This is a genomic window from Tessaracoccus sp., from assembly GCF_016714275.1.
In the GTDB taxonomy this organism is placed as follows: Bacteria; Actinomycetota; Actinomycetes; order Propionibacteriales; family Propionibacteriaceae; genus Arachnia.
In genome coordinates this window covers 655,144-674,879 of record NZ_JADJNP010000001.1, presented here as the reverse complement: position 1 = coordinate 674,879, position 19,736 = coordinate 655,144, and the positions used below count along the sequence as shown (strand labels likewise).

Here is a 19,736-nt window from a genome sequence, read left to right as displayed (position 1 = left end):
GGAGACACCGAAGCTCAGGGAAGGGCCGTCCAGGTGCGCTGGGTGGGGGAGGCCAGAAGCCCGCTCATCGGGGTGGTCCAGACGTCTTGTCCTTGCACTCCCCATCGGTTGAGCAGGGTGTTGGCCGCGAGGAAGCCGGTTGTGGCGGCCCGCTCCATCAACGCGACCGGCAGATCACAGGCCACCCAGTCACCCGCGAGAACCAATGCTGGCGACGGCGTCCGCACCCCGGGCCGTTCGTTCCATCCGCTGGGGCCGATCACCGTGCAGTCGTCCTTCGCGAGCACCTCGCGCTCCAGGATGCCGAAGCCGGTCGTCTCGGGGAAGACGCGGTGGAGTTGCGCGACGAGTTCGGCAACCACGCCGTCGAGAGACGCCCGCGTGCTCACGGCCGTCGGATCGCATGCGTAGGCATGCAGCTCGACGACCGACGCGCCGTCGTGCTCGGAGGACCAGCGCGCGGCTCCCCTCTCGAAACGCTCCAGGACGGAGACGTTGTCGAGCGGTCCGTAGCCGCTCGTGCCGAGGAATGGCGGCCGGTCTGCCGCAACCGCCCTGTCGAGCCAGAGCCTGACGACGACGAACGGCGGCGCGTTGTGCGTCCGCGCGACGGACGCCCGCCATGCGTCCAGGGGAGCTGAGGTCGTCGACGCCGCCAGCAGCCGTGCAGCGCGCGGGTCAGTCGCCACGACGACGGCATCGGCCGTCAGGACACCGTCGTCGAGGGTGAGCGTCGCGCGGTCGCCGGTGACCTCCACCGAACGCACCGGGCTCGACAGGCGAACGTCCACGCCGTTGTCGGCCAGGAGGCGTCCGAGCGGTGCCCAGAAGACCCGGTCGTAGTCGTCGTCGGGCACGTCGAAGACCAGCCCTTCCGCCGATCCCAAGAAGTAGGTGTGGAACATCGCGACCAGTTCGCCGGCCGCGAAGTCCTCGGGGTCCGCGAAGAAGGACCGCGCGAAGACCTCGAGCGCCAGGTCCCCGGCGTCCGTCGGAAACTTGAGGCGATCTACTGGCGGAAGAACGCATGAAAGCCCCGGCTCATTGTGCGGCCGCCGTCGAGCCCCCACGACGACACCCGCCCCCCGAGCCGGCCGTCGGACTCCAGCAGCGTCACGCGAACGCCTCGCTCGGCGAGCACGGTTGCCGCGGCGAGCCCGGCGATACCGCCCCCCACGACGGCAACGTGCCGGTCCTCGGTGATGCGCGGCCGCCCGGCAGGAGCGGCGTGTCGCACGGCGCGGCGGTCCCTGCCGGGACGTGAGGAGCGATGCCGGGTCACGATGCGAGGGCCTTTCGCGCCACGAAGGTATGGAGGATGCCGTGCTGCCAGCCGGACACGCTGCGGCACGCGACATCGACGAACCCGGCGGTGGCGAGCCGATCCATGAACCTCGTCGTCGAGTCGAAGGCTCGCACGCTCTGCCAGAGGTAGTGGTAGAGCGCCGGGTTCCGGTCGATGACCACACCGAGCGGAACGATGACACCCCACGAGACGGCGTCCCAGGTCGCGGTGGCGCGTGGGTTGCCGGCCACCGAGTACTCCTGAGTGACGAGCCAGCCTCCTGGAGCCAGGAGGTCGTACACCTCCGCGACGGCAGCGTCGCGTTGGTCGGCTGCCACATTGCGGAACAGGTAGCCGGCGAAGACCCCGTGCCAGGAGCCGCGCCGGAGTTCGTCGAGGTCGAGGCCTCCCGATCGGCCCTGCAGGAACCGGACTCCATCGGGCCAGCGCTTAGCACGGGCCTGCTCGAGCATTCCTTCGGAGAGGTCGACGCCCCAGATCGTGGGGCCGTTGCGTGACGCGCGAAGCAGCGCGCGGGTCGACGCCCCGGAGCCGCAAGCGAGATCGACCAGCCGGAGCCCGCCAGGACGGGGGCCGACTCGGGTCACCAGCTGGGACGCGGCCGAGTCGAGGTGGCGGTGGTAGCCGGGGTTGAGAGAGACCATGAGGTCGTAGTTGCCCGCTCCCCGGTCGAAGGCCCGTGCGAGGTCCCTCATCTCGCCTCCCTCGGCTCGAGCCGGATCCAGCAGATGATCGTGAGCGTCACCATGGCGAAGCCGAACCCGAAGTCCTCGACGGGGATGTCCCACGGAAACCTGACTCCTACGTGCTGCGTGGGGTTGTAGATGACGATCGGCGCCGAGAGCTTGGTGAGCCAGCCGTCGACCCAGATCTGGAAGAAGAACACGATGGCCATCGACGTCCAGTAGCGGCCCGATCGGAAGATGCCGGTCTTCGCCCAGCCGAGTTCCCAGGCGATGACCGCGGCGACGCCGACCAGCGTCAAGCCGGTGTACTCAGGCACCGTCGCTGCTCCTTTCCGGGTGGGTGCGGCTCTCGTCGGTGACCCGCACCAAGCCGTCGGGCCAGCGGTACCTCAGTCGCCCAGGGGTACGAGCCAACGTGAGGATGCGGCCGACGGCGTCGTAGGTGAGCAGAGCGCACAGGGGGATCACGATGAAGAACAGCAGTTCCTCCAGGGGGAGGGGTCCCAGGTGCACTCCGGAGACGAACCGCTCCTCGTACCACCAATGACGACGCAGGATGCCGACCACGTCCCAGGTGACGAACAGCACGAGCATCGGCATCATTGCCAGCACGAGCCTTCGCGGGGCGCGGTAGACCCGGGCGCCGATGCCGAACTCCAAGGGCAGTGTGACGGCCAGGCAACCGGCCAGCACGATCAGATACTGCCAACGATCCACTGATCTTCCTCCCGCTCGTCGTGAACGCGTAAACCCTCCTGTGTGCGCCCCATACCCAATTCAGTGCGGGCCGCCATGTGCCCAGGGAGCGTGTGTGAGGGACAGCTCGTCGGCCATGTCGGTGAGGAAGCGGATGACGACCTCGCGCTCGTGCGGAGTCAGCCGGGCGGCAGCGTTGAACCGGCGCGCCTGCTGTCGTCCGACGGTCGACATCGCTGCTTGATGGGTCTCGGAAGTGACACGGATGACGAGGGCGCGGCGATCGCTGGGGTGCGACTCCCGTGTGATGTGGCCGCCGCGTTCCAGCCGATCCAGCAGTTTGGTGGTCGAGGCCGTGGAGATTCCGAGATGGCTGGCGATGGCGCTGGGTGTCACGACTTCGCCTCGGTGGGCGCTGGCGATCAGGAAGTGAAGCGTTCTCATGTCGGTGCGGTTCAGCCGCATGTAGGCGTTCGACGCCTCCGTCAGCAGGTCTTCCGCCTTCCGCAGGCGAGCCAGGGCGGCCATCAGATCGTTGATCTGCGCGATGTCGGCGCTGGAGAGTGACGAGCGATCCACCAGTTGACTGTGCGGATCGCTCGTTTCGACATCGAACAAGCTGAACCCGCTCATCTGGGTATGGGGCTCGTGACTCACACGAAGAGATTACCACCTATGACTAGATGCATACTATACAAGATGCTAGCTAAGCTAGTAACGTGCGAGGCGCGTAGATCAAGGAGGAAGGGGTTCATGGTGAAGCATGGCTTCAGACCCGCCTGCCCGTGGCTCATCCACGGGGGTACACGGTGAATGCGGTGGCGTGCTCTGGCCAGTCGTGCGAAATGACGTGCTTGACCGCGCTGCTGGAGGATTTCTTCGACCGCGAGAAGGCTCGAGCCGCGGCTTACGGACCGCACTTCGCGCGCCTGTGGACCTTGGCCGGACGGGCGGTGTCCGGCGGGAAACTGGTGCGGCCGCGACTGCTGATCGACAGCTATGAAGCCCTGATCTCGGACGATGCGTGGTCGGCGGATGGGGTTGCGGCGGTCACTCACGACGAGGTGGCGCGCCTTGCGGTCGCCGTCGAGTTGCTGCACTACTCGTTCCTGCTGCACGACGACGTGATCGACGGCGACCTCCTGCGCAGAGGCCGGCCCAACCTGATCGGGGCGATGCTGGACGACAACCGCACGCCGCTGGGCGACATGTCCCGCTCGATGCACTGGGCCCAGACCTGCGGCATCCTCATGGGAGACCTGCTGCTTTCCGCGAGCCACCAGATCTTCGCTCGCGCCGAGGTGCCCGATGTGCAACGCCGCCGCCTCCTCGACCTCCTCGACTCGACGATCCTCGACTCCGTCGCCGGGGAGCAGATCGATGTCGGGCTGAGCGACGCGATCATCCCGCCGGACCTCGCGACGATCCTCGACATGACAACCCGCAAGACGGCCACGTACACCTTCGAACTCCCGATGCGGATGGCCGCCGTGCTCGCAGGGGCATCGGGCGGCGTCAAGGACCTGTTGGGGGCCATCGGACGGCATCTCGGTCTCGCGTTCCAGCTGCAGGACGACCTGATGTCCGTTTTCGGTGACCCCGCCCACCACGGCAAGGACCACTACTCCGACCTGCGCGAGGGCAAACAGACGGCCATCATCGCCGCCGCCCGAACGACGCAGGGGTGGCCCCGTATCGAGGCCCTGCTCAGGATGGAGGTCTTCTCGACCGCCGAGGCCACCAAGCTGTCCGCTCTGCTTGTCGAATGCGGGGCGCGGGCTCGCGTCGTCGGCCTCGCCGAGCAGGAGCTGCGTGCGGCAGGTGCGCTGATCTGCAACACCGGCGACGAGCTCCCGTACCGCATGCGCACCGTGCTGCTCGACCTGGTGGAGCGCCTGCGTGGGAGGTGTGTGTGATGCCCCGCGCGCTCGACGCGTATACCCGAACCGCCGAACGTGCCGCGGGGGAGGTGATCGCCTGCTACTCGACCTCGTTCGGCATGGCCACGCGGCTGCTGGGCGTGCGGCACCGCCAGCACATCAGGAATGTGTATGCGCTGGTCCGGGTGGCCGACGAGATCGTCGACGGCGTGTGTCAGGAGGCAGGTCTCGATCTCGAGGCGCAGGAGACCACGCTGGAGAGGTTCATCGCCGAGACGCACCGCGCCGTCGAGAGCGGCTTCAGCAGCGACCTTGTCGTGCACGCTTTCGCGCGCACGGCCCGCGAGGCAGGCATAGGGCGCGATCTCATCGACCCCTTCTTCGCCTCCATGCGTTCCGATCTTCATCACGACGACGCTCCCTTCGACGATCGAGCCCACGACACCTACGTCCACGGGTCGGCAGAGGTGGTCGGCCTGATGTGCTTGGCTGTCTTCGTTCGCGACGAACGGCTCAGCCCCGCAGCCCGTGACCAGCTCGCCTTCGGCGCAAGCAGGCTCGGCGCGGCCTTCCAGGACGTCAACTTCCTCCGCGACCTCTCCGACGACACCTACCGGCTCGGCCGCGCCTACCTGGGAACCGCGCAGCGGCTCACGACTGCCGACCGCGACCGGATCGTCGCGCGGATCAGGAACCAGCTCGCCGACGCGGAAGCTGCCATCTGCTTGCTCCCCATCGACGCGAGGGTCGCCGTCCGTAGCGCCGCCGCGCTGTTCTCGGCAGTGACCGACACGGTCGCGAGAACCCCCGTCGAGGAGCTTTATCGTCGCAGGGTGCGGGTGTCGGACATGCGGAAGGGAACCATCGTCGCCCGCGCGCTCGCGCGGACGTGGAGGGAACGGGCATGACGCGAACCATCATCATCGGAGCCGGCGTGGCGGGGCTTGCCACCGCGGCGCTTCTCGCGCGCGAGGGGCACGACGTAGAGGTCTTAGAACGCCGGCCCGTCGTGGGTGGCCGCGCCGGCAGCGTGGAGCGCGACGGCTTCCGGTTCGACGCCGGCCCTTCGTGGTACCTGATGCCCCGGGTCTTCGACCACTTCTTCGACCTCCTCGGCACCACCAGCGTCGAGCAACTCGATCTGCGCATCCTCGATCCCGCCTACTCGGTGTTCAGCGAGCCTTTTCAGGACGGGTCGCCAACCCCGCCGCTCGTCATCCCTTACGGTCAGGGCGCGACGGAGGAGGCGTTCGAGCTGCGCGAACCGGGCGCGGGCGCGGTGCTGCGCCGTTACCTTGCTTCGGCGGAACGGGCCGCGGTCATGGCCGAAAAGTACTTCCTCTACAACCCCTACACCCGCCTGGGCTCGCTGCTGCGCCGCGACATCCTCCGCGCCCTGCCAGAGCTGGTCAGGCTCCTGACGACGTCGCTCGGCACCTATGTGGCGCGCCGGTTCCGTGACCCCGTCCTTCGCCAGGTGCTGGGGTACCCGGCGGTCTTCCTGGGCGCCAGCCCCGCGTCGGCGCCAGCCATCTACCACCTGATGAGCGCGCTCGACCTCGCCGAGGGCGTTCAGTATCCGATGGGTGGATTCTGGGAGCTGGTGCACCGCCTGAGGGCGCTGGCCGAGGCGCAGGGTGCAAAGATCACCACCGACGCCGACGTGACGGCGATCGTCACCTCGGCAGGACGCCGCCGACGGCGTGTCGTCGGGGTCGACTGGCGAACCGGGGACGGCGTCGAACGGCGCAGTCCCGCAGACCTCGTGGTGTCAGCCGCAGACCTGCACCACACGGAGACGCGGTTGTTGCCAGAGGACGCGCGCACCTACCCGGAGAGCTGGTGGCGGCGGCGGATCAGCGGCCCCGGGGCGGTGTTGGCGCTGCTCGGGGTCCGCGGCGCGCTGCCGGAGTTGCCGCACCACTCGTTGTTCTTCACCCGCGACTGGGACGCCAACTTCGAGGCCATCTTCGGTGAAGCACCCCGCATCCCGGACCCCGCGTCGATCTACGTGTGCAAGCCAAGCCACACCGACGCGACCGTTGCCCCTGCAGGCCACGAGAACCTCTTCGTGCTCGTGCCCGTCCCCGCCGATCCCGGGCTGGGCCACGGCGACGTCGACGGCAGGGGGTCGCCGGCCGTCGAACGCGCGGCAGACGCCGCGATCGCGCAGATCAGCCGGTGGGCGGGGGTCCCCGATCTCGAGAGCCGTATCGTGGTGCGGCAGACCGTCGGGCCTCAGGACTTCGCCGAGCAGTACAACTCGTGGAGCGGCGGGATGCTCGGTCCCGCCCATGTCCTGCGCCAAAGCGCCATGTTCCGGGCACCGAATCAGTCACGCAAGGTCGCCGGCCTCTACTACGCGGGTGCGACAACGGCACCCGGCGTCGGCGTCCCGATGTGCCTGATCAGCGCCGAGCTCGTCAGCAAGCGCATCAAAGCCGACCACAGCGCCGGCCCCACCTCGCCTCAACCCAGGAGTACTCGATGACCATCCGCCCTGCGCGTCATGCCGGACCAGCAGCTCAGCCGCGCGACGCGCCGCCCGTTCCCCGGCACCGGGCGCCGCGGCGGTGGACCCGGGTGTTGCTGTCTGCCGCCTTGATCCTCATCTGGCTGACCGCGTCAGGCATCGGCGGGCCTTACTTCGGTCGTGTGAGCGAGGTGTCCTCGAACGAGCAGGCCAACTATCTGCCGACCTCCTCGGAGGCCACCCAGGTTAACGCGCTGCTCGGCGACTTCAACGACTCGGAGGCCATTCCGGCGATCGTGGTGTTCACCTCCGAGGCCGAACTCGCCCCCGATGCCGTCGAGACGATCAACCGGCTGGTCGCCGACCTTCCGACGCTCGACGGCGTCGCCGACGAGGTTTCCCCTGCGATCCCGTCCGAGGACGGACTCGCGTTCCAGGCGTTCGTGCCCATCGACGCGTCGGCGGATATCGGCGAGGTGGTTATCGCCGTCGGCGAGCAACTGCGCGCGGGCGCGCCGGAGAGCGTCGCTGTTCACATCACCGGACCGGCAGGCTTCACCGCCGACCTTGTCGAGGCGTTCTCCGGCATCGACGGGCTCCTCCTCGCGGTCGCACTCATCGCCGTCTTCGTCATCCTCATCGCTGTCTACCGTTCCCTTTTTCTTCCGCTCGTGGTGCTCATCACCAGCTTGGCGGCCCTGACCGTCGCGCTCCTGGCCATCTGGTGGCTCGCGAAAGCGGGCATCCTGCTGCTCAGCGGACAGACCCAGGGCATCCTCTTCATCCTCGTGATCGGCGCGGCCACCGACTACTCGCTGCTGTACGTCGCCCGTTACCGCGAGGAGCTGCGCGCCGAGCGTGACGCCTGGCGTGCGACGGTGCGCGCCCTGCGCGGTTCTCTTGAGCCGATCCTCGCGTCGGGGAGCACGGTCATCGCCGGCCTCGTGTGCCTGCTGCTGAGCGATCTGAAGTCGAACAGCACGCTGGGTCCGGTTGCCTCCATCGGCATCGTGTTCTCGATGATGGCCGCGCTGACGCTGCTGCCCGCGCTGATGTTCCTGCTCGGACGCGCGGCGTTCTGGCCACGCCGGCCGATCTACGAGCCCGAGGTCGTAGCCGCCGAGCACGGCGTCCACGCGACAGGAGCCTGGGCCTGGGTCGCCCGCCAGATCCGTCGCCGTCGTCGTCCGATCTGGATCGTGACCGTCGCGCTGCTCACGGTGGGTGCCTTCGGCGCGACCCAGCTCGACGCCGTCGGGGTGCCGCAGTCCGAGCTCGTGCTCGGATCGTCGCAGGCCCGCGAGGGCCAGGTGCTCCTCGGGCGCCACTTCCCTGGTGGATCTGGCAGCCCGGCCATCGTCGTCGTGCCGGTGGATCGACGTGACGACGCCTCCGCGGTGCTGCTCGGCAGCCCGGGGATCGACGGGGTCAGCGTGGTGTCGGCCGACTCTCCCAGCGGGTCGGCGCCGGTCACGGCTGACGGCATCCAGGCTCTCGGCCCGCCGGGCACCCCGGCGCCCGAGCCGACCGTCGTCGACGGCTCGGTGATGCTCCAGGGAACGCTCACCGAGGCACCCGACTCCGGGGCGGCGGCGGAAACCGTTCGCGGTCTCCGCGCCGAACTGCACGAGAAGGTGCCCGGCGCGATCGTCGGCGGCGTCACCGCCGTCGCGATAGACACCAACGACACCTCGATCCGCGACCGCACACTGATCATCCCGGTCATCCTCGTGGTCATCCTGCTGGTTCTGGCGCTGCTCCTGCGTTCGCTGCTCGCCCCTGTGCTCCTGATCGCCACCACGGTGTTGTCGTTTGGCACCGCGCTCGGCGTCGCCGCGCTCGTCTTTACCCATGTGCTCGGCTTCCCGGGCGCGGACCCGGCCGTGCCGCTCTACAGTTTCGTGTTCCTTGTGGCGCTCGGCATCGACTACAACATCTTTCTCATGACCCGAGTGCGCGAGGAGTCGCTGCACCATGGCACGAGACAAGGCATCCTTCGGGGCCTGACGATCACCGGTGGCGTCATCACATCCGCAGGGCTCGTGCTCGCCGCCACCTTCGCCGCGCTGTCGGTGATCCCGATCCTTTTCCTGGTGCAGATCGCGTTCATCGTCTCCTTCGGCGTGCTGCTCGACACCTTCATCGTCCGCTCACTCCTCGTCCCCGCGCTGTCCTATGACATCGGCCGGGCCATCTGGTGGCCCTCCCGGACCCTCACCCGCCGTTCGAAGGCTCGCCACCATGGCTGACCTCGTCGTGCTCCTCGATCCAGACGGCCGCCCCTCCGGTGTGGCCGACCGGGTCAGCGTCCACACCGACGACACGCCCTATCACCTCGCGTTCTCCAGCTATCTCTTCGACGCTGAGGGCCGCGTGCTCCTCACGCGGAGAGCGCTCGGCAAGAAGACATGGCCCGGTGTCTGGACCAACAGCTGCTGCGGCCATCCCCGACCTGTTGAGGCGGCGCACGACGCCGTCGTGCGGCGGATCACCGAGGAACTCGGGCACCGGCCTCACGGCCTTCGACTGGTGCTGGACTCGTTCGCCTACCGCGCGGTCGACGCCAGTGGAGTCGTCGAGAACGAGTTGTGCCCGGTCTGGGTCGGCAGGTTCGACCCTGAGCTGCTCGCGCCGAACCCGGATGAGGTCATGGACGCCGCGTGGGTGCCCTGGCGCACCTTCGTGACGGCGACTGCCGAGGCCCCGCGGCTTTTCAGTCCGTGGGTCGTCCTGCAGGTGCCGATGCTGGAGGCCGCGCTGAAGGACGTCTGATCCCGGGGAGCCTCAGTTCTTGTCGGACCCGTCGTCGATCAGGTCCGAGCCATCACCGGGCGGGCGGACGAACAGGTGATCGACGCCGAGGCGACCGCTGCCGTGGGCAAGGAACAGCAGGCCGAGCACGCCGAGGACGGCGTTGTACTCCCACCCTCCGTCGTTGAGGTACAGCCCGTTGTCCCAGCGCACGACGAACACGATCACACCGTTCATCGCCGCCATGCCAAGGCCGATCAGGCGAGTGCCCAAGCCGAAGGCCAGCAGCGTGCCGCCGATCAGCTCGAACGCGATGGTGACGACCACGATGCCGAACCCGATGGGCAGTCCCGCCCCTTGGACGATGGTGATCTGCGAGTCGATTCCGGCGACCTGCCAGCGGTGCCAGCCGTGCGCGATCAGCACGAGCGCTGCGACGAGGCGCGCCACGAGCAGCGCGATGTCCTGGACCACCCGAAGGAATGCCTTCACCGTCTACCCCCTCAGGGGGTCGTCATCCCCTTCGATCAGCTGATCCGACACGTGCGTGCCGAGTCGTTCGAGGGCCAACCTACCCACCATTTGCTGGTTGGTGACGACCAACTGCGATCTTCCGTTCGAAAGGAAGGTCATCGCCCAGCTGAGAAGCGTGGTCACGCGCTGCTTGAACCCGGCAATGTAGAACAGGTGGAGGAACAGCCAGGCCACCCACGCGAGGAACCCCGTCAACCGCATCTTGCCGACCATGGCGACGGCCTTGAACTTCGCGATGGTCGCCATCGAGCCCTTGTCTTTATAGACGAACGGGCCCGGTGCGGCCGTGTGCTCGATCCGCGAACGAATGGTCGCCGCGACGTGGCGTGCACCCTGGATGGCGCCCTGCGCGACCCCGGGGACGCCGGGCACGAACGCCATGTCGCCGACGACGAACACCTCGGGGTGGCCGGGCACCGTCAGGGTGTCCGGCTCGACGACGAGGCGGCCGGCGCGGTCGAGATCGGCGGCGGTCTGATCGGCCAGCAGCTTGCCCAACTCGCTGCCCTGCACGCCTGCCGCCCACACCTTGCACGATGACGGGATGAACTCGTGCGTCCCGTCCTTGAGCTTGATCGTGACGCCCTCCTTGTTGAGGTCCGTGACGATGGCGTTCAGCTTCACCTCGACGCCCATCTTCTCCAGGGCTTGCTGTGTCGCGGCGCCGAGTTCCGGTCCGAAAGGCGGCAGTACCTGGGGGGCGCCGTCGATCAGGACCACGCGCGCGGTTGCCGGGTCGAACGTGCGGAACTCGTTGCGGAGCGTTGAGCTCGCCAGTTCGCGGATCTGTCCGGCCATTTCGACGCCGGTCGGCCCGGCGCCGACGACGACGAACGTGAGCCGACGCCGTCGGCCCTCCTCGTCGGGGGTGAACTCGGCGACCTCGAAGGCCTTCAGGATGCGGGCACGCAGCTCCAGCGCGTCGTCGATCGACTTCATGCCCGGCGCGAACCTCGCGAAGTGGTCGTTGCCGAAGTACGACTGCCCGGCGCCCGCGGCGACGATCAGCGTGTCGTAGGACGTCTCCCGGTACTGGTTGTGGAAAGACCACTTGACCACGCGGTTCTTGACGTCGATGTCGTCGACGAGGCCAAGTAGCACCTGGGCGTTCTGCTGGTTGCGCAAAATCTCGCGGGTGGGAGGGGCGATCTCGCCCTCCGACAGCACACCGGTTGCCACCTGGTACAAGAGCGGCTGGAACAGGTGATGGGTGGTCTTCGCGATCAGCGTGACCTCGACGTCCGTGCGGCGCAGGGCCTTGGCGGCGAAGAGGCCGCCGAAGCCGGACCCGATGATGACGACGCGGTGCTTTGCCATGCTGTGCTCCAGGTTTCGTGCTCGGTGCTTCCTGAGGCAACCCTAACCTCCGGCGGCCTATTCCCCGTATCTTCCGTCCACCGGAAGCGTCGACCGCACGACACCTACCGACAACACCACGAGGAGCGGGCTCCTCGGTAGTCTTCTCCCGACAGACAGAGAGGTGCGCGCGTGAGTGAGCATCGGCCGTGGTGGTGGGTGGTCGCCGGGCTCGGCGGCGTTCTGCTGGTGCTGTTCGGCCTCAACCTCGACCTGACCGGGCTTTTCGAGCGGCCCGCTTCCTGGTGGGTCGTACTGTTCACGCTGCCGGGCTACGCCCTCTTGCTCTTCGCGTGGGGGAGGCTCGGCCCAGGCTGGCGCCGCCCGCGGCTGACGGCCGCGATCTGGGGGATTCCGCTGCTCCTGGCCCTGCCGATGCACTCCCGCGACGCCTACGCCTACGCCGCCGCCGGCCGCCACGTCGCCCAGGGGATAGATCCGTACCGCGTGCCGCTCGGTGAGGCGGGCCAGCCCGGGCTGCTCGTCGGTGAGCACTGGGCTGACACGACCTCGGTCTATCCGTCGCTGCAGCTCGACGTCTTCGGGCTGGTCTCGCGGCTCACCGGCGGCGACCTCTTCTGGACGACGGTGGCCCTGCGCCTGCCCAGCGTGCTCGCGTTGGCGATCCTCGCCGCCGTGCTGCCCGTGCTTGCCGGCAGGCTAGGTATCGACCCGCGGTGGGCGTTGTGGGCGGGCTGGCTGAACCCCGTGCTGCTCGTCCAGTGGATCGGCGGCGCCCACAACGACGCGCTGATGGTGGCGCTGGCGATGGCGGCGCTGCTTGCGGCCACCGACGTCGGCTGGCGGGGGTGGCGCGGGCTGGTCGTCGGCGGCGTGCTGCTCGGGCTCGCGATGGGGTTCAAGCAGTCCGCGGCGCTGTTCGGCCTTGGACTCGTCGCGGTCGCCTGGGCTGCGCGAGCGGGAGAGGCCACCCGGTTGGAGGCGCCGTGGCGTGGGTGGCCCCGCCTCGCCGCGACCGCGGTCGTCCCCGGAGCGATCACCGTCGCGGCCTTTCTCGCCTCCTCGCTCAGTTGGGGCCTCGGCTGGCGCAACCCGACGGCGGGCAGCCCCGCCGAGGCGGTCAGCCTCGCGCCGTTGTCCTGGGCGGCAACGGGCCTGCGCGTCGCCGGCGTCCCGGGGGAGACCGTGAACGTCGTCGTCACCGGCGTTTCTGCGCTCCTGATCCTCGTCGGTGTCGTGTGGGTGTGGGTCCGGTTCGGGCCCCGGGGCGACGCCGTCGGACACCCCCTTCCCTTCCTGGCTGCGGTGCTCGCCATCGCTTGCGTCGCAGGCCCCGCGCTTCAGCCCTGGTATGCGACCTGGCTCGTCCCTGTCGTCGTCCTGTGCCCGCTCACCCCTCGTCAGCGCGGCGCCTGGGCGGGGGGTGTCGCCGCCGTCGCGCTCCTCCCCGCGCTGCAGGACGTCCTCCCGCCCCCGCTCGCGCTGCTCGCCGTCGCCGTGCTTGTCCTTCCGGCCGTCCTCCGGCGTACGCGCTAAAGACCGGGGTGTGATGTCCGGACCGTGGACGGGACCTAAGGTCGGGGACATGTCGACTGAATCCTGGTCCCGTGGCGAATGGGCCATCCAGGCGTCGGGGCTTACCAAGCGCTACGGCGGCCGGCCGGTCCTGCGGAGCCTCGAACTCAACGTGCCCCGCGGCGGCGTCCACGGCCTGCTCGGCCCCAACGGCTCCGGCAAGACCACCACCATCCGCATCCTGCTGGGTCTGGTGCGCGCGAACCACGGCCGCGCGCACATCCTGGGCCACGACGTCCCGAAGGACCTGCCCGCGGTCATCGGCCAGGTAGGCGCCATCGTCGAGTCGCCGAAGTTCGCGCCCCGGATGACCGGCAGGCACAACCTCGATGTCCTCGCCGACTCCATCGGCGTCCCTCGCCGTCGCGTCACCGAGGTGCTGCTCGAGGTCGGCCTTGCCGCTGACGCGGACCGTCGCTTCGCCACCTATTCGCTCGGGATGAAGCAGCGCCTCGCCATCGCCGCCACCCTGCTCAAGAGCCCAGAGGTGCTCATCTTCGACGAGCCCACCAACGGCCTCGACCCCGTCGGCATCCACGACATCCGCTCCACCATGCGCGCCCTCGCTGACAGCGGCCGGACAGTGCTCGTTTCGTCGCACATCCTGAGCGAGATCGAGCAGATCGCTGACTCGATGTCGATCATCGCGCAGGGTCGCACCGTCGCCGAGGGAGACATGCAAGGCTTTCTGCGGCGCGGCGAGCCCCACGTGCGCGTCGGCATCGACCGGCCGACCGCGGCGGCAGACGTGCTCCGCATGGCGGGCTGGCGGGTCGAGCCGGGCGACGGCACGCTGCGGGTGCTGAGCCGGGGAACCGCGGAGGTCGACGCGGCTGCCGTCGCCCGCGTCCTCGGCCTCGCCGGCCTCTGGCCGCACGAACTGACCACCGAACGTCAGAGCCTCGAGCGGGTCTTCTTGGAGCTGACCGCCGGAGGCGACTTGAACTCGACGCAGGGGAGGGCGGGCTGATGCTGGGCAACCTGTTGCGCGCGGAGTTCTCGCGCCTCCTCTACCGCCGCCGCGCCACCTACAGCATCGTGCTGATGCTGGCGGTTGGTCTGCTCGCGCCGACCCAGTGGATGCCGGAGATCGGCCCCCTGAGCGCGGAGGACCATGCGTTTGCGCGGGAACAGTACGTGGCCTGCCTCGAATGGGAGGACATTCCCGGCGCCTGCGTATACGAGGACTTCCTGCGCTCCCCGTGGGGGTTCCCGGACGTCGTGTCGTCGCTCGCGTCGAGCGTCCTGCTCTTCGCGTTCATCGTGTTCCTGATCGTTGTCACCTACGTGGGATCCGACTTCGCCTCTGGAGCGCTCGGCACGCAGCTCACGTTCACGCCGCGCCGGTGGGCCGTCGTGTTGTCGCGCACGCTCGCCGCGGGCGTGTTGGGCGCGGTGCTGATGGCTGTCGGCCTCCTTGCCGCAACCGTCGAGTCCGTCGTCTGGTACATGGCGATGTTCGGGTTCAACGCGGCGACGCCGGCGGTCGGGCTGCTCGGAGTCATCGGCGCCTCGATCACCTACGGGGCGCTGCTCGGCGCCATCGGCGCGTTGCTTGTCTTCCTCCTGAACGGCACCGTGCTCGCCATCGCCGCCGGCCTGCTTGCGGTCACCGCGACCGGGTGGGGTGCCATGATCATGGGCGACGGCTCGGCGAACCTCTGGTACTACTTCGGGCCGGTCTGGCAGGGCCTCACGTTGGTCCAACCGGAGCTGGTGAGTGGGGATGTCTCTGCGGTCCTGCCGGTCCAGCGACTGACCGGACTCGCCTACCACCTCGTGGTCATCGCGGTGCTCGCCGCGCTCGCCGTCCCCCTGTTCGAGCGCCGCGACGTCAAGGGGTGACCATCCCACCCCGGTAGGATTCGGCGCATGCGTTACGTCTCGACCCGCTCGACCACGCCCGGCAAGGGATTCAGCGACATCCTGCTCGAAGGACTCGCCGCCGACGGCGGGCTGTTCCTCCCTGAGACGTACCCCCAGGTGTCGACCAAGACGCTCGACGCGTGGCGCACGCTGCTCGCCAAGGGAGGCTACGCCGCGCTCGCGTTCGAGGTCGTCCGGCTGTTCGTCGACGACATCCCCGACGACGACCTCCGCGGCATCGTCGACCGCGCCTACGCGCCCGAGAAGTTCCTGGATCCCGCGATCGTTCCGGTGACCCGCCTCTCTGATGGGTTGTTCCTTGCGCACCTCAGCAACGGGCCGTCGGCGGCGTTCAAGGACATGGCCATGCAGCTGCTCGGCGAGCTGTTCGCCTACGAACTGGCGCGGCGTGGTGAGACCATCACCATCGTCGGCGCGACGTCGGGCGACACGGGGTCGTCGGCGGAGTACGCGCTGCGGGGCAAGCCCGGGGTGCGGGTGTTGATGCTTTCGCCGCGCGGGCGGATGAGCCCGTTCCAGCAGGCGCAGATGTTCTCCATCGACGACCCGGCCATCGTGAACCTCGCCGTCGATGGCGTGTTCGACGACTGCCAGGACCTTGTCAAGGAGCTCAACGCGGACGCGGACTTCAAGGCCCGGCACCGCATCGGCGCCGTGAACTCGATCAACTGGGCGCGGCTGATGGCCCAGGTCGTCTACTACTTCGCCGCCTGGTTGCAGATCTCCGACGGCGGCCCGGTCAGCTTCGCCGTGCCGTCTGGCAACTTCGGCAACATCGCCGCCGGGCACATCGCCCGCCAGATGGGTCTGCCGATCCACCGCCTGATCCTTGCCACCAATGAGAACAACGTGCTGGAGGAGTTCTTCCGCACCGGTGTCTACCGCGTGCGGGGCGCCGCGGAGACGCTCGCGACCAGCTCCCCGTCGATGGACATCTCGAAGGCGTCCAACTTCGAGCGCTTCGTCTTCGACCTGCTGGGCCGCGACGCCGCCCGCGTCGTGGAGCTTTTCGGCCGCGACCTTCCCTCCGACGGTGCCTTCGACCTCGGCTCGACGATAGAGTTCCGCACGCAGATCCTCCGGTACGGATTCCTCGCCGGCACCTCGACCCACGCGGATCGCCTCGCGGAGATCCGGCGCGTCTACGAGGCCGACGGCGTCGTCATCGACCCGCACACCGCCGACGGGGTGCATGTGGCCAGGGGGAGCGAGGTCGAAGGCCCCATCGTGGTGCTGGAGACGGCGTTGCCGGTGAAGTTCGCGGAGTCGATCGTGGAGGCCATCGGCATCACGCCGCCGCGCCCTGAGCGGTTCGTCGGCATCGAGGAACTGCCGCGCCACGTCGTCGACATCCCGAACTCGGCCGACGCCATCCGGGCGGTCATCGAGGACGCGCATGGCTGATGAGTACCCCGACGCCGGCCTCCGTGTGACGGCGGCCCAGCGCGACCGCGCCGCCGCTGAGCTGCGGGAGGCTGCCGCGGACGAGCGCCTGAGCTTCGACGAGCTGGAGGCGCGGCTGCCGGTGGCGCTGGGGGCGAAGACCCGCGGAGACCTGGTATCCGTCTTGAAGGACCTCGTGCCCGCGGCCGACATGGGCGCGGTCGTCGGTGCCGAGTCGCCGATGGGTCACGGCGTCGGCTTCGACTGGGAGGACCCGTGGGTCATCCAGACCCACTGGGACACGGTGCGCCAGATCGGCGAATGGAAGCTGCCGCCCTTCATTGAGCTCGTCTCCGGCGGCGGAACGATCGTGTTGAACGCCGTCCACGCCCGGGTGCTTGCTCCGATCATCGACATCGTCCTGACGGGGAGGGGTGGCATCCGGATCGTCGTCCCGGAGGGCTGGGGCGTCGACACCGAGGGTTTGAAGGTGGATCGTGGAGAGGTCCCGGGGCTGCACTCGAGCGTTCGCACGCGCCCCGAGCGCGGGCAGCCCCGCCTGATCCTTCGCGGCAACTTCTCCGGATGGGTCCAAGCCCGGCACCCGAACTGGTCGGACCGCAGGGCCCTGGCGAAGTGGGACCGCCTCGGTCGCCCTTCGCCCGTGTTGGCGCTTCCCGTAGGCTCGGAGCATGTCTGACGCGAACATGCCGGCGAATCGCATGAGGGCCGGAGATCGGGAGCGCGACGACGCGCTCGTAGCCCTGCAGCGTGCCTATGAGGCCGGTCGCCTTGAGCTGGACGAGATGCACGAGCGTCAGGAGTCGGCCTTGACGGCGAAGTTCGCCGACGAGCTCGCCCCGCTGCTCGCCGACCTCCCTGAGGGTCAGGAGCTGGCGACGACCTCGCCCGCGCCGGTCGCACCTACGCACAAGGCGCTCCCCGCCGTCGTGCCTGCCGACGCCGGGTTCAGCCTTACGGTGATGTCCGGCAAGGACGTCGTCGTCGAGTCCGGCACCCAGACGCTCACCGACTTCGCCTGGTGGGGCGGCAACAACTACGACGTCACCCGCGCCATGGGGCCGGGCCGTGTCGTCACCCTCAACCTCCACGCGGTCATGGCGGGCAGCGATATCTTCGTGCCGGCAGGGGTGCGCGTTATCGACCAATCGATGGCCATCATGGCGGGCAACGAGATCAAGCCGGAGGCCCAGGGCGACGGTTCCAACGGCACGCTCATCATCAAGGGCTTCCTGTGGTGGGCGGGCAACGAGATCAAGCGCGCGCCGGACGCGCCCTGATCAAGTTTGCATCTGCGAACACGTCGTGATAGTTTGCAGGTGCAATCTCTCGAGGAGGAGCGCATGTCTGTCTCGCGTCGAACGAAGTGTTTTCGGTTGATGGTCGCCGCGACGGTGGCTGCCACTGGATGGGTCGGGGTCTCGGTCGAGGCTCACGCCGATCCGACCAGTGACCAGGCGACGACGCCGACGATGATCATTCTGGACGCGTCGGGGTCGATGAAGAACGACGACGCGCCCGGCCCTCGCATCGACGCGGCGAAGGATGCGGTTCGCGAACTGGTGTCTGGGCTGCCTGCGGGGGCACAGGTGGGTCTGATGGTCTACGGCACTGGCACGGGAAGCGCCAAGGCCGACAAGGCCGCCGGCTGCAAGGACGTCAAGACGTTCGTTCCTGTGGGGCCGATCGACAAGACGTCGTTCCTGGCCACGGTGGACGGGATCGAGGCATCCGGCTATACGCCGATCGGCGCCGTGCTGCGCGAGGCTGCGAACCAGCTCCCTCAGGAGGGCCCGCGGTCGATCGTGCTGGTCAGCGACGGACAGGACACGTGCTCTCCTCCGCCGCCGTGCGAGGTGGCCAAGGAGATCGCGGCCGACGGCCTCGAGCTCACCGTTCACACCGTCGGCTTCAAGGTGGACAAGGACGCGCGCAAGGACCTGAAATGCATCGCAGAGTCCACCGGCGGCTCGTACGCGGACGCGAAGGACGCCAGGCAGCTGGACAAGGCGCTGCGGCAGAAGGTGGAGATCGCGATCCGGGGCTACGACGCCATGGGCACGCCGGTCAGGGGAGGCGCGTCCCGCACCGCAGCCGACCTTCCCCTGCTCGAGCCCGGCCAGTACGTCGAGACGTTTCCTGCTACGTCGTCGTCGCCGAACACCGCGGAGCGGTACTACCGCATCCAGCCCGCCGAGGGCTGGACGCCGCACATCACCGTCACGGGGCGTGGTTCCCCCGAACTCCGTGAAGGACACCTCGGGTACTCTCAGCCGGCTCGCGCTCGCGACAGTCACGCCCGATGGCGAGAGGTGCGCGTATGACGGCGACGCGAAGATCTGGGCGGCCGACGTCAACCAGCCGGTGGTCGCCTCGGTGGTCTCGAAGTGCGAGGGTGACGCGACCATCGTCAAGGTGTCCCGTGAGGACCAGGTCCTCTACGCCGCTGCGATGACGGTGGAGATCATCGTGCGCTTCCAGCCGCCGACGGACACCTCGAACGTCCCGGAGCCTGAGAAGAGGGGGGTCCCGAAGCCACCGCAGATCGGCCCGGCTCCCGTCGCCATCGCCGGTGGCACCTCGTTCAACTCCGCGGTGGAGATCGAGTCCGGAAAGACGTACGCCGCCACCGCAGCGAAAGGTGAGTACACCTACTTCAAGATCCCCATGACCTGGGGCCAGCAGCTCGCTTACCGGTTCCGGCCGACGGCGGCGCCGGTCACGGAGTCCATCCACGGAGGGCGACTCGGCGTCTGGCTGCATGACCCCATGCGGATCAACCGTGGCTACGAGGCGGAGATCTGGCGTGACCCGAACAAGAGCGAGAATGCCGACGTGACGGGCGGAACGGAGGAGGTCCTCCGGGCGACGTCGCGGAAGGCGAACCTGGACGGCTTCTACTACCTGGCGGTCAACTTCTGGACACTCGGCCAGGAACTCGGCGACTACCAGGAGTACGCCTTCGTCGTCGAGACGTCGGGCGAGATCGAGAAGGGCCCCGTCTACCTGACGGGCGCGACGCCGTCGGTCTCGGCGACGCCCGAGTCCGCCCCGACCCCCGAGCCGACACCCCTGGAGCCGTCCCCGACCTCCGAACCCGCGCCCCCGTCGGGCGGCGACGGCGGAGGCTCGGTCTGGCCGACGGTCGGCATCGCGGCGGCCGCGGCCGCGGCTGGTGCCGGGGCCGTGTTTCTGCTCCGCCGCCGTGGGGGCGCTTCCTGAGTTCA

21 protein-coding genes are annotated in these 19,736 nt (G+C 68.7%); 13 read left to right on the top strand and 8 right to left on the bottom strand.

Features of this window, described 5'->3' with window-relative positions; genetic code table 11:
- Window positions 1-14: 14 nt before the first annotated feature.
- From IPJ61_RS03145 to IPJ61_RS03120, 6 genes are read right to left on the bottom strand one after another with little or no spacing between them, the layout of a single operon-like run.
- Window positions 15-1,070: an FAD-dependent oxidoreductase gene (locus tag IPJ61_RS03145; protein ID WP_366505142.1), complete on the bottom strand. Its 1,056-nt coding sequence runs from the start codon at window positions 1,068-1,070 to the stop codon at window positions 15-17.
- Window positions 1,010-1,282, bottom strand: coding sequence for an FAD-dependent oxidoreductase (locus tag IPJ61_RS03140; protein ID WP_297102917.1), 273 nt, complete (start codon window positions 1,280-1,282; stop codon window positions 1,010-1,012). Before IPJ61_RS03140 ends, IPJ61_RS03145 begins: the two co-directional genes overlap by 61 nt.
- Window positions 1,279-2,001 (bottom strand): class I SAM-dependent methyltransferase, encoded by a 723-nt coding sequence (locus tag IPJ61_RS03135; RefSeq protein WP_297102913.1) that lies wholly within the window; start codon window positions 1,999-2,001, stop codon window positions 1,279-1,281. Before IPJ61_RS03135 ends, IPJ61_RS03140 begins: the two co-directional genes overlap by 4 nt.
- Window positions 1,998-2,309 (bottom strand): lycopene cyclase domain-containing protein, encoded by a 312-nt coding sequence (locus tag IPJ61_RS03130; RefSeq protein ID WP_297102910.1) that lies wholly within the window; start codon window positions 2,307-2,309, stop codon window positions 1,998-2,000. The genes IPJ61_RS03135 and IPJ61_RS03130 overlap by 4 nt, the downstream gene beginning before the upstream one ends.
- A complete protein-coding gene (locus tag IPJ61_RS03125) occupies window positions 2,302-2,709 on the bottom strand; it encodes a lycopene cyclase domain-containing protein (protein WP_297102908.1) in 408 nt (135 codons plus the stop codon). Before IPJ61_RS03125 ends, IPJ61_RS03130 begins: the two co-directional genes overlap by 8 nt.
- A gap of 60 nt (window positions 2,710-2,769) precedes the next feature.
- The gene (locus IPJ61_RS03120; protein ID WP_297102903.1) at window positions 2,770-3,321 is read right to left on the bottom strand and encodes a MarR family winged helix-turn-helix transcriptional regulator; all 552 of its coding nucleotides are present in this window, start codon (window positions 3,319-3,321) and stop codon (window positions 2,770-2,772) included.
- Window positions 3,322-3,542: 221 nt separating this feature from the next.
- Here IPJ61_RS03120 and IPJ61_RS03115 point away from each other — a divergent pair, with 221 nt between their 5' ends.
- The 5 genes from IPJ61_RS03115 to idi are packed head-to-tail and all read left to right on the top strand — an operon-like array spanning window position 3,543 to window position 9,813.
- A complete protein-coding gene (locus tag IPJ61_RS03115; RefSeq protein ID WP_297102900.1) occupies window positions 3,543-4,604 on the top strand; it encodes a polyprenyl synthetase family protein in 1,062 nt (353 codons plus the stop codon).
- Window positions 4,604-5,476 carry a phytoene/squalene synthase family protein gene (locus IPJ61_RS03110; RefSeq protein WP_297102896.1) on the top strand — a complete coding sequence of 291 codons (873 nt, stop codon included), beginning with the start codon at window positions 4,604-4,606 and terminating at the stop codon, window positions 5,474-5,476. Before IPJ61_RS03115 ends, IPJ61_RS03110 begins: the two co-directional genes overlap by 1 nt.
- The gene (gene crtI / locus IPJ61_RS03105) at window positions 5,473-7,059 is read left to right on the top strand and encodes a phytoene desaturase family protein (protein WP_297102893.1); all 1,587 of its coding nucleotides are present in this window, start codon (window positions 5,473-5,475) and stop codon (window positions 7,057-7,059) included. Before IPJ61_RS03110 ends, crtI begins: the two co-directional genes overlap by 4 nt.
- Complete coding sequence (locus tag IPJ61_RS03100) at window positions 7,056-9,290, top strand: MMPL family transporter (protein WP_297102890.1); 2,235 nt, start codon at window positions 7,056-7,058, stop codon at window positions 9,288-9,290. The genes crtI and IPJ61_RS03100 overlap by 4 nt, the downstream gene beginning before the upstream one ends.
- The gene (idi, locus tag IPJ61_RS03095) at window positions 9,283-9,813 is read left to right on the top strand and encodes an isopentenyl-diphosphate Delta-isomerase (RefSeq protein WP_297102887.1); all 531 of its coding nucleotides are present in this window, start codon (window positions 9,283-9,285) and stop codon (window positions 9,811-9,813) included. The genes IPJ61_RS03100 and idi overlap by 8 nt, the downstream gene beginning before the upstream one ends.
- Window positions 9,814-9,825: 12 nt before the next feature.
- Here idi and IPJ61_RS03090 read toward each other — a convergent pair whose 3' ends face one another.
- Entirely contained in the window at window positions 9,826-10,284 is a 459-nt protein-coding gene (locus tag IPJ61_RS03090; RefSeq protein ID WP_297102884.1) for a DoxX family protein, read from the bottom strand.
- Between the two features lie 3 nt (window positions 10,285-10,287).
- A complete protein-coding gene (locus IPJ61_RS03085; protein WP_297102882.1) occupies window positions 10,288-11,643 on the bottom strand; it encodes an NAD(P)/FAD-dependent oxidoreductase in 1,356 nt (451 codons plus the stop codon).
- Between the two features lie 171 nt (window positions 11,644-11,814).
- Between IPJ61_RS03085 and mptB the strand changes: the two genes are divergently transcribed.
- From mptB to IPJ61_RS03045, 8 genes are all read left to right on the top strand, one after another.
- Entirely contained in the window at window positions 11,815-13,179 is a 1,365-nt protein-coding gene (gene mptB / locus IPJ61_RS03080; protein ID WP_297102880.1) for a polyprenol phosphomannose-dependent alpha 1,6 mannosyltransferase MptB, read from the top strand.
- A gap of 49 nt (window positions 13,180-13,228) precedes the next feature.
- The gene (locus IPJ61_RS03075) at window positions 13,229-14,188 is read left to right on the top strand and encodes an ABC transporter ATP-binding protein (protein WP_297102878.1); all 960 of its coding nucleotides are present in this window, start codon (window positions 13,229-13,231) and stop codon (window positions 14,186-14,188) included.
- Window positions 14,188-15,063, top strand: a complete 876-nt coding sequence (locus IPJ61_RS03070; RefSeq protein WP_297102876.1) for an ABC transporter permease subunit — start codon at window positions 14,188-14,190, stop codon at window positions 15,061-15,063. Before IPJ61_RS03075 ends, IPJ61_RS03070 begins: the two co-directional genes overlap by 1 nt.
- Before the next feature lie 27 nt (window positions 15,064-15,090).
- On the top strand, window positions 15,091-16,509 hold the full coding sequence (gene thrC, locus IPJ61_RS03065; protein WP_297102874.1) for a threonine synthase: 1,419 nt from the start codon (window positions 15,091-15,093) through the stop codon (window positions 16,507-16,509).
- Window positions 16,502-17,188, top strand: coding sequence for a DUF1707 SHOCT-like domain-containing protein (locus tag IPJ61_RS03060; RefSeq protein WP_297102872.1), 687 nt, complete (start codon window positions 16,502-16,504; stop codon window positions 17,186-17,188). Before thrC ends, IPJ61_RS03060 begins: the two co-directional genes overlap by 8 nt.
- Entirely contained in the window at window positions 17,181-17,789 is a 609-nt protein-coding gene (locus tag IPJ61_RS03055; protein ID WP_297102870.1) for a DUF1707 SHOCT-like domain-containing protein, read from the top strand. Before IPJ61_RS03060 ends, IPJ61_RS03055 begins: the two co-directional genes overlap by 8 nt.
- A gap of 63 nt (window positions 17,790-17,852) precedes the next feature.
- Entirely contained in the window at window positions 17,853-18,833 is a 981-nt protein-coding gene (locus IPJ61_RS03050) for a vWA domain-containing protein (RefSeq protein WP_297102868.1), read from the top strand.
- Window positions 18,739-19,731 (top strand): hypothetical protein, encoded by a 993-nt coding sequence (locus IPJ61_RS03045; RefSeq protein ID WP_297102867.1) that lies wholly within the window; start codon window positions 18,739-18,741, stop codon window positions 19,729-19,731. Before IPJ61_RS03050 ends, IPJ61_RS03045 begins: the two co-directional genes overlap by 95 nt.
- The last annotated feature ends 5 nt before the right edge of the window (window positions 19,732-19,736 follow it).

Excerpts from the sequence above, each read along its gene's own strand:
- IPJ61_RS03135 (WP_297102913.1), bottom strand. The coding sequence starts at position 2,001 with ATGAGGGACCTCGCACGGGCCTTCGACCGGGGAGCGGGCAACTACGAC.
- IPJ61_RS03120 (WP_297102903.1), bottom strand. The coding sequence starts at position 3,321 with ATGAGCGGGTTCAGCTTGTTCGATGTCGAAACGAGCGATCCGCACAGT.
- IPJ61_RS03110 (WP_297102896.1), top strand. The coding sequence starts at position 4,604 with ATGCCCCGCGCGCTCGACGCGTATACCCGAACCGCCGAACGTGCCGCG.
- crtI (WP_297102893.1), top strand. The coding sequence starts at position 5,473 with ATGACGCGAACCATCATCATCGGAGCCGGCGTGGCGGGGCTTGCCACC.
- IPJ61_RS03100 (WP_297102890.1), top strand. The coding sequence starts at position 7,056 with ATGACCATCCGCCCTGCGCGTCATGCCGGACCAGCAGCTCAGCCGCGC.
- idi (WP_297102887.1), top strand. The coding sequence starts at position 9,283 with ATGGCTGACCTCGTCGTGCTCCTCGATCCAGACGGCCGCCCCTCCGGT.
- IPJ61_RS03085 (WP_297102882.1), bottom strand. The coding sequence starts at position 11,643 with ATGGCAAAGCACCGCGTCGTCATCATCGGGTCCGGCTTCGGCGGCCTC.
- IPJ61_RS03075 (WP_297102878.1), top strand. The coding sequence starts at position 13,229 with ATGTCGACTGAATCCTGGTCCCGTGGCGAATGGGCCATCCAGGCGTCG.
- IPJ61_RS03070 (WP_297102876.1), top strand. The coding sequence starts at position 14,188 with ATGCTGGGCAACCTGTTGCGCGCGGAGTTCTCGCGCCTCCTCTACCGC.
- thrC (WP_297102874.1), top strand. The coding sequence starts at position 15,091 with ATGCGTTACGTCTCGACCCGCTCGACCACGCCCGGCAAGGGATTCAGC.
- IPJ61_RS03060 (WP_297102872.1), top strand. The coding sequence starts at position 16,502 with ATGGCTGATGAGTACCCCGACGCCGGCCTCCGTGTGACGGCGGCCCAG.
- IPJ61_RS03055 (WP_297102870.1), top strand. The coding sequence starts at position 17,181 with ATGTCTGACGCGAACATGCCGGCGAATCGCATGAGGGCCGGAGATCGG.
- IPJ61_RS03050 (WP_297102868.1), top strand. The coding sequence starts at position 17,853 with ATGTCTGTCTCGCGTCGAACGAAGTGTTTTCGGTTGATGGTCGCCGCG.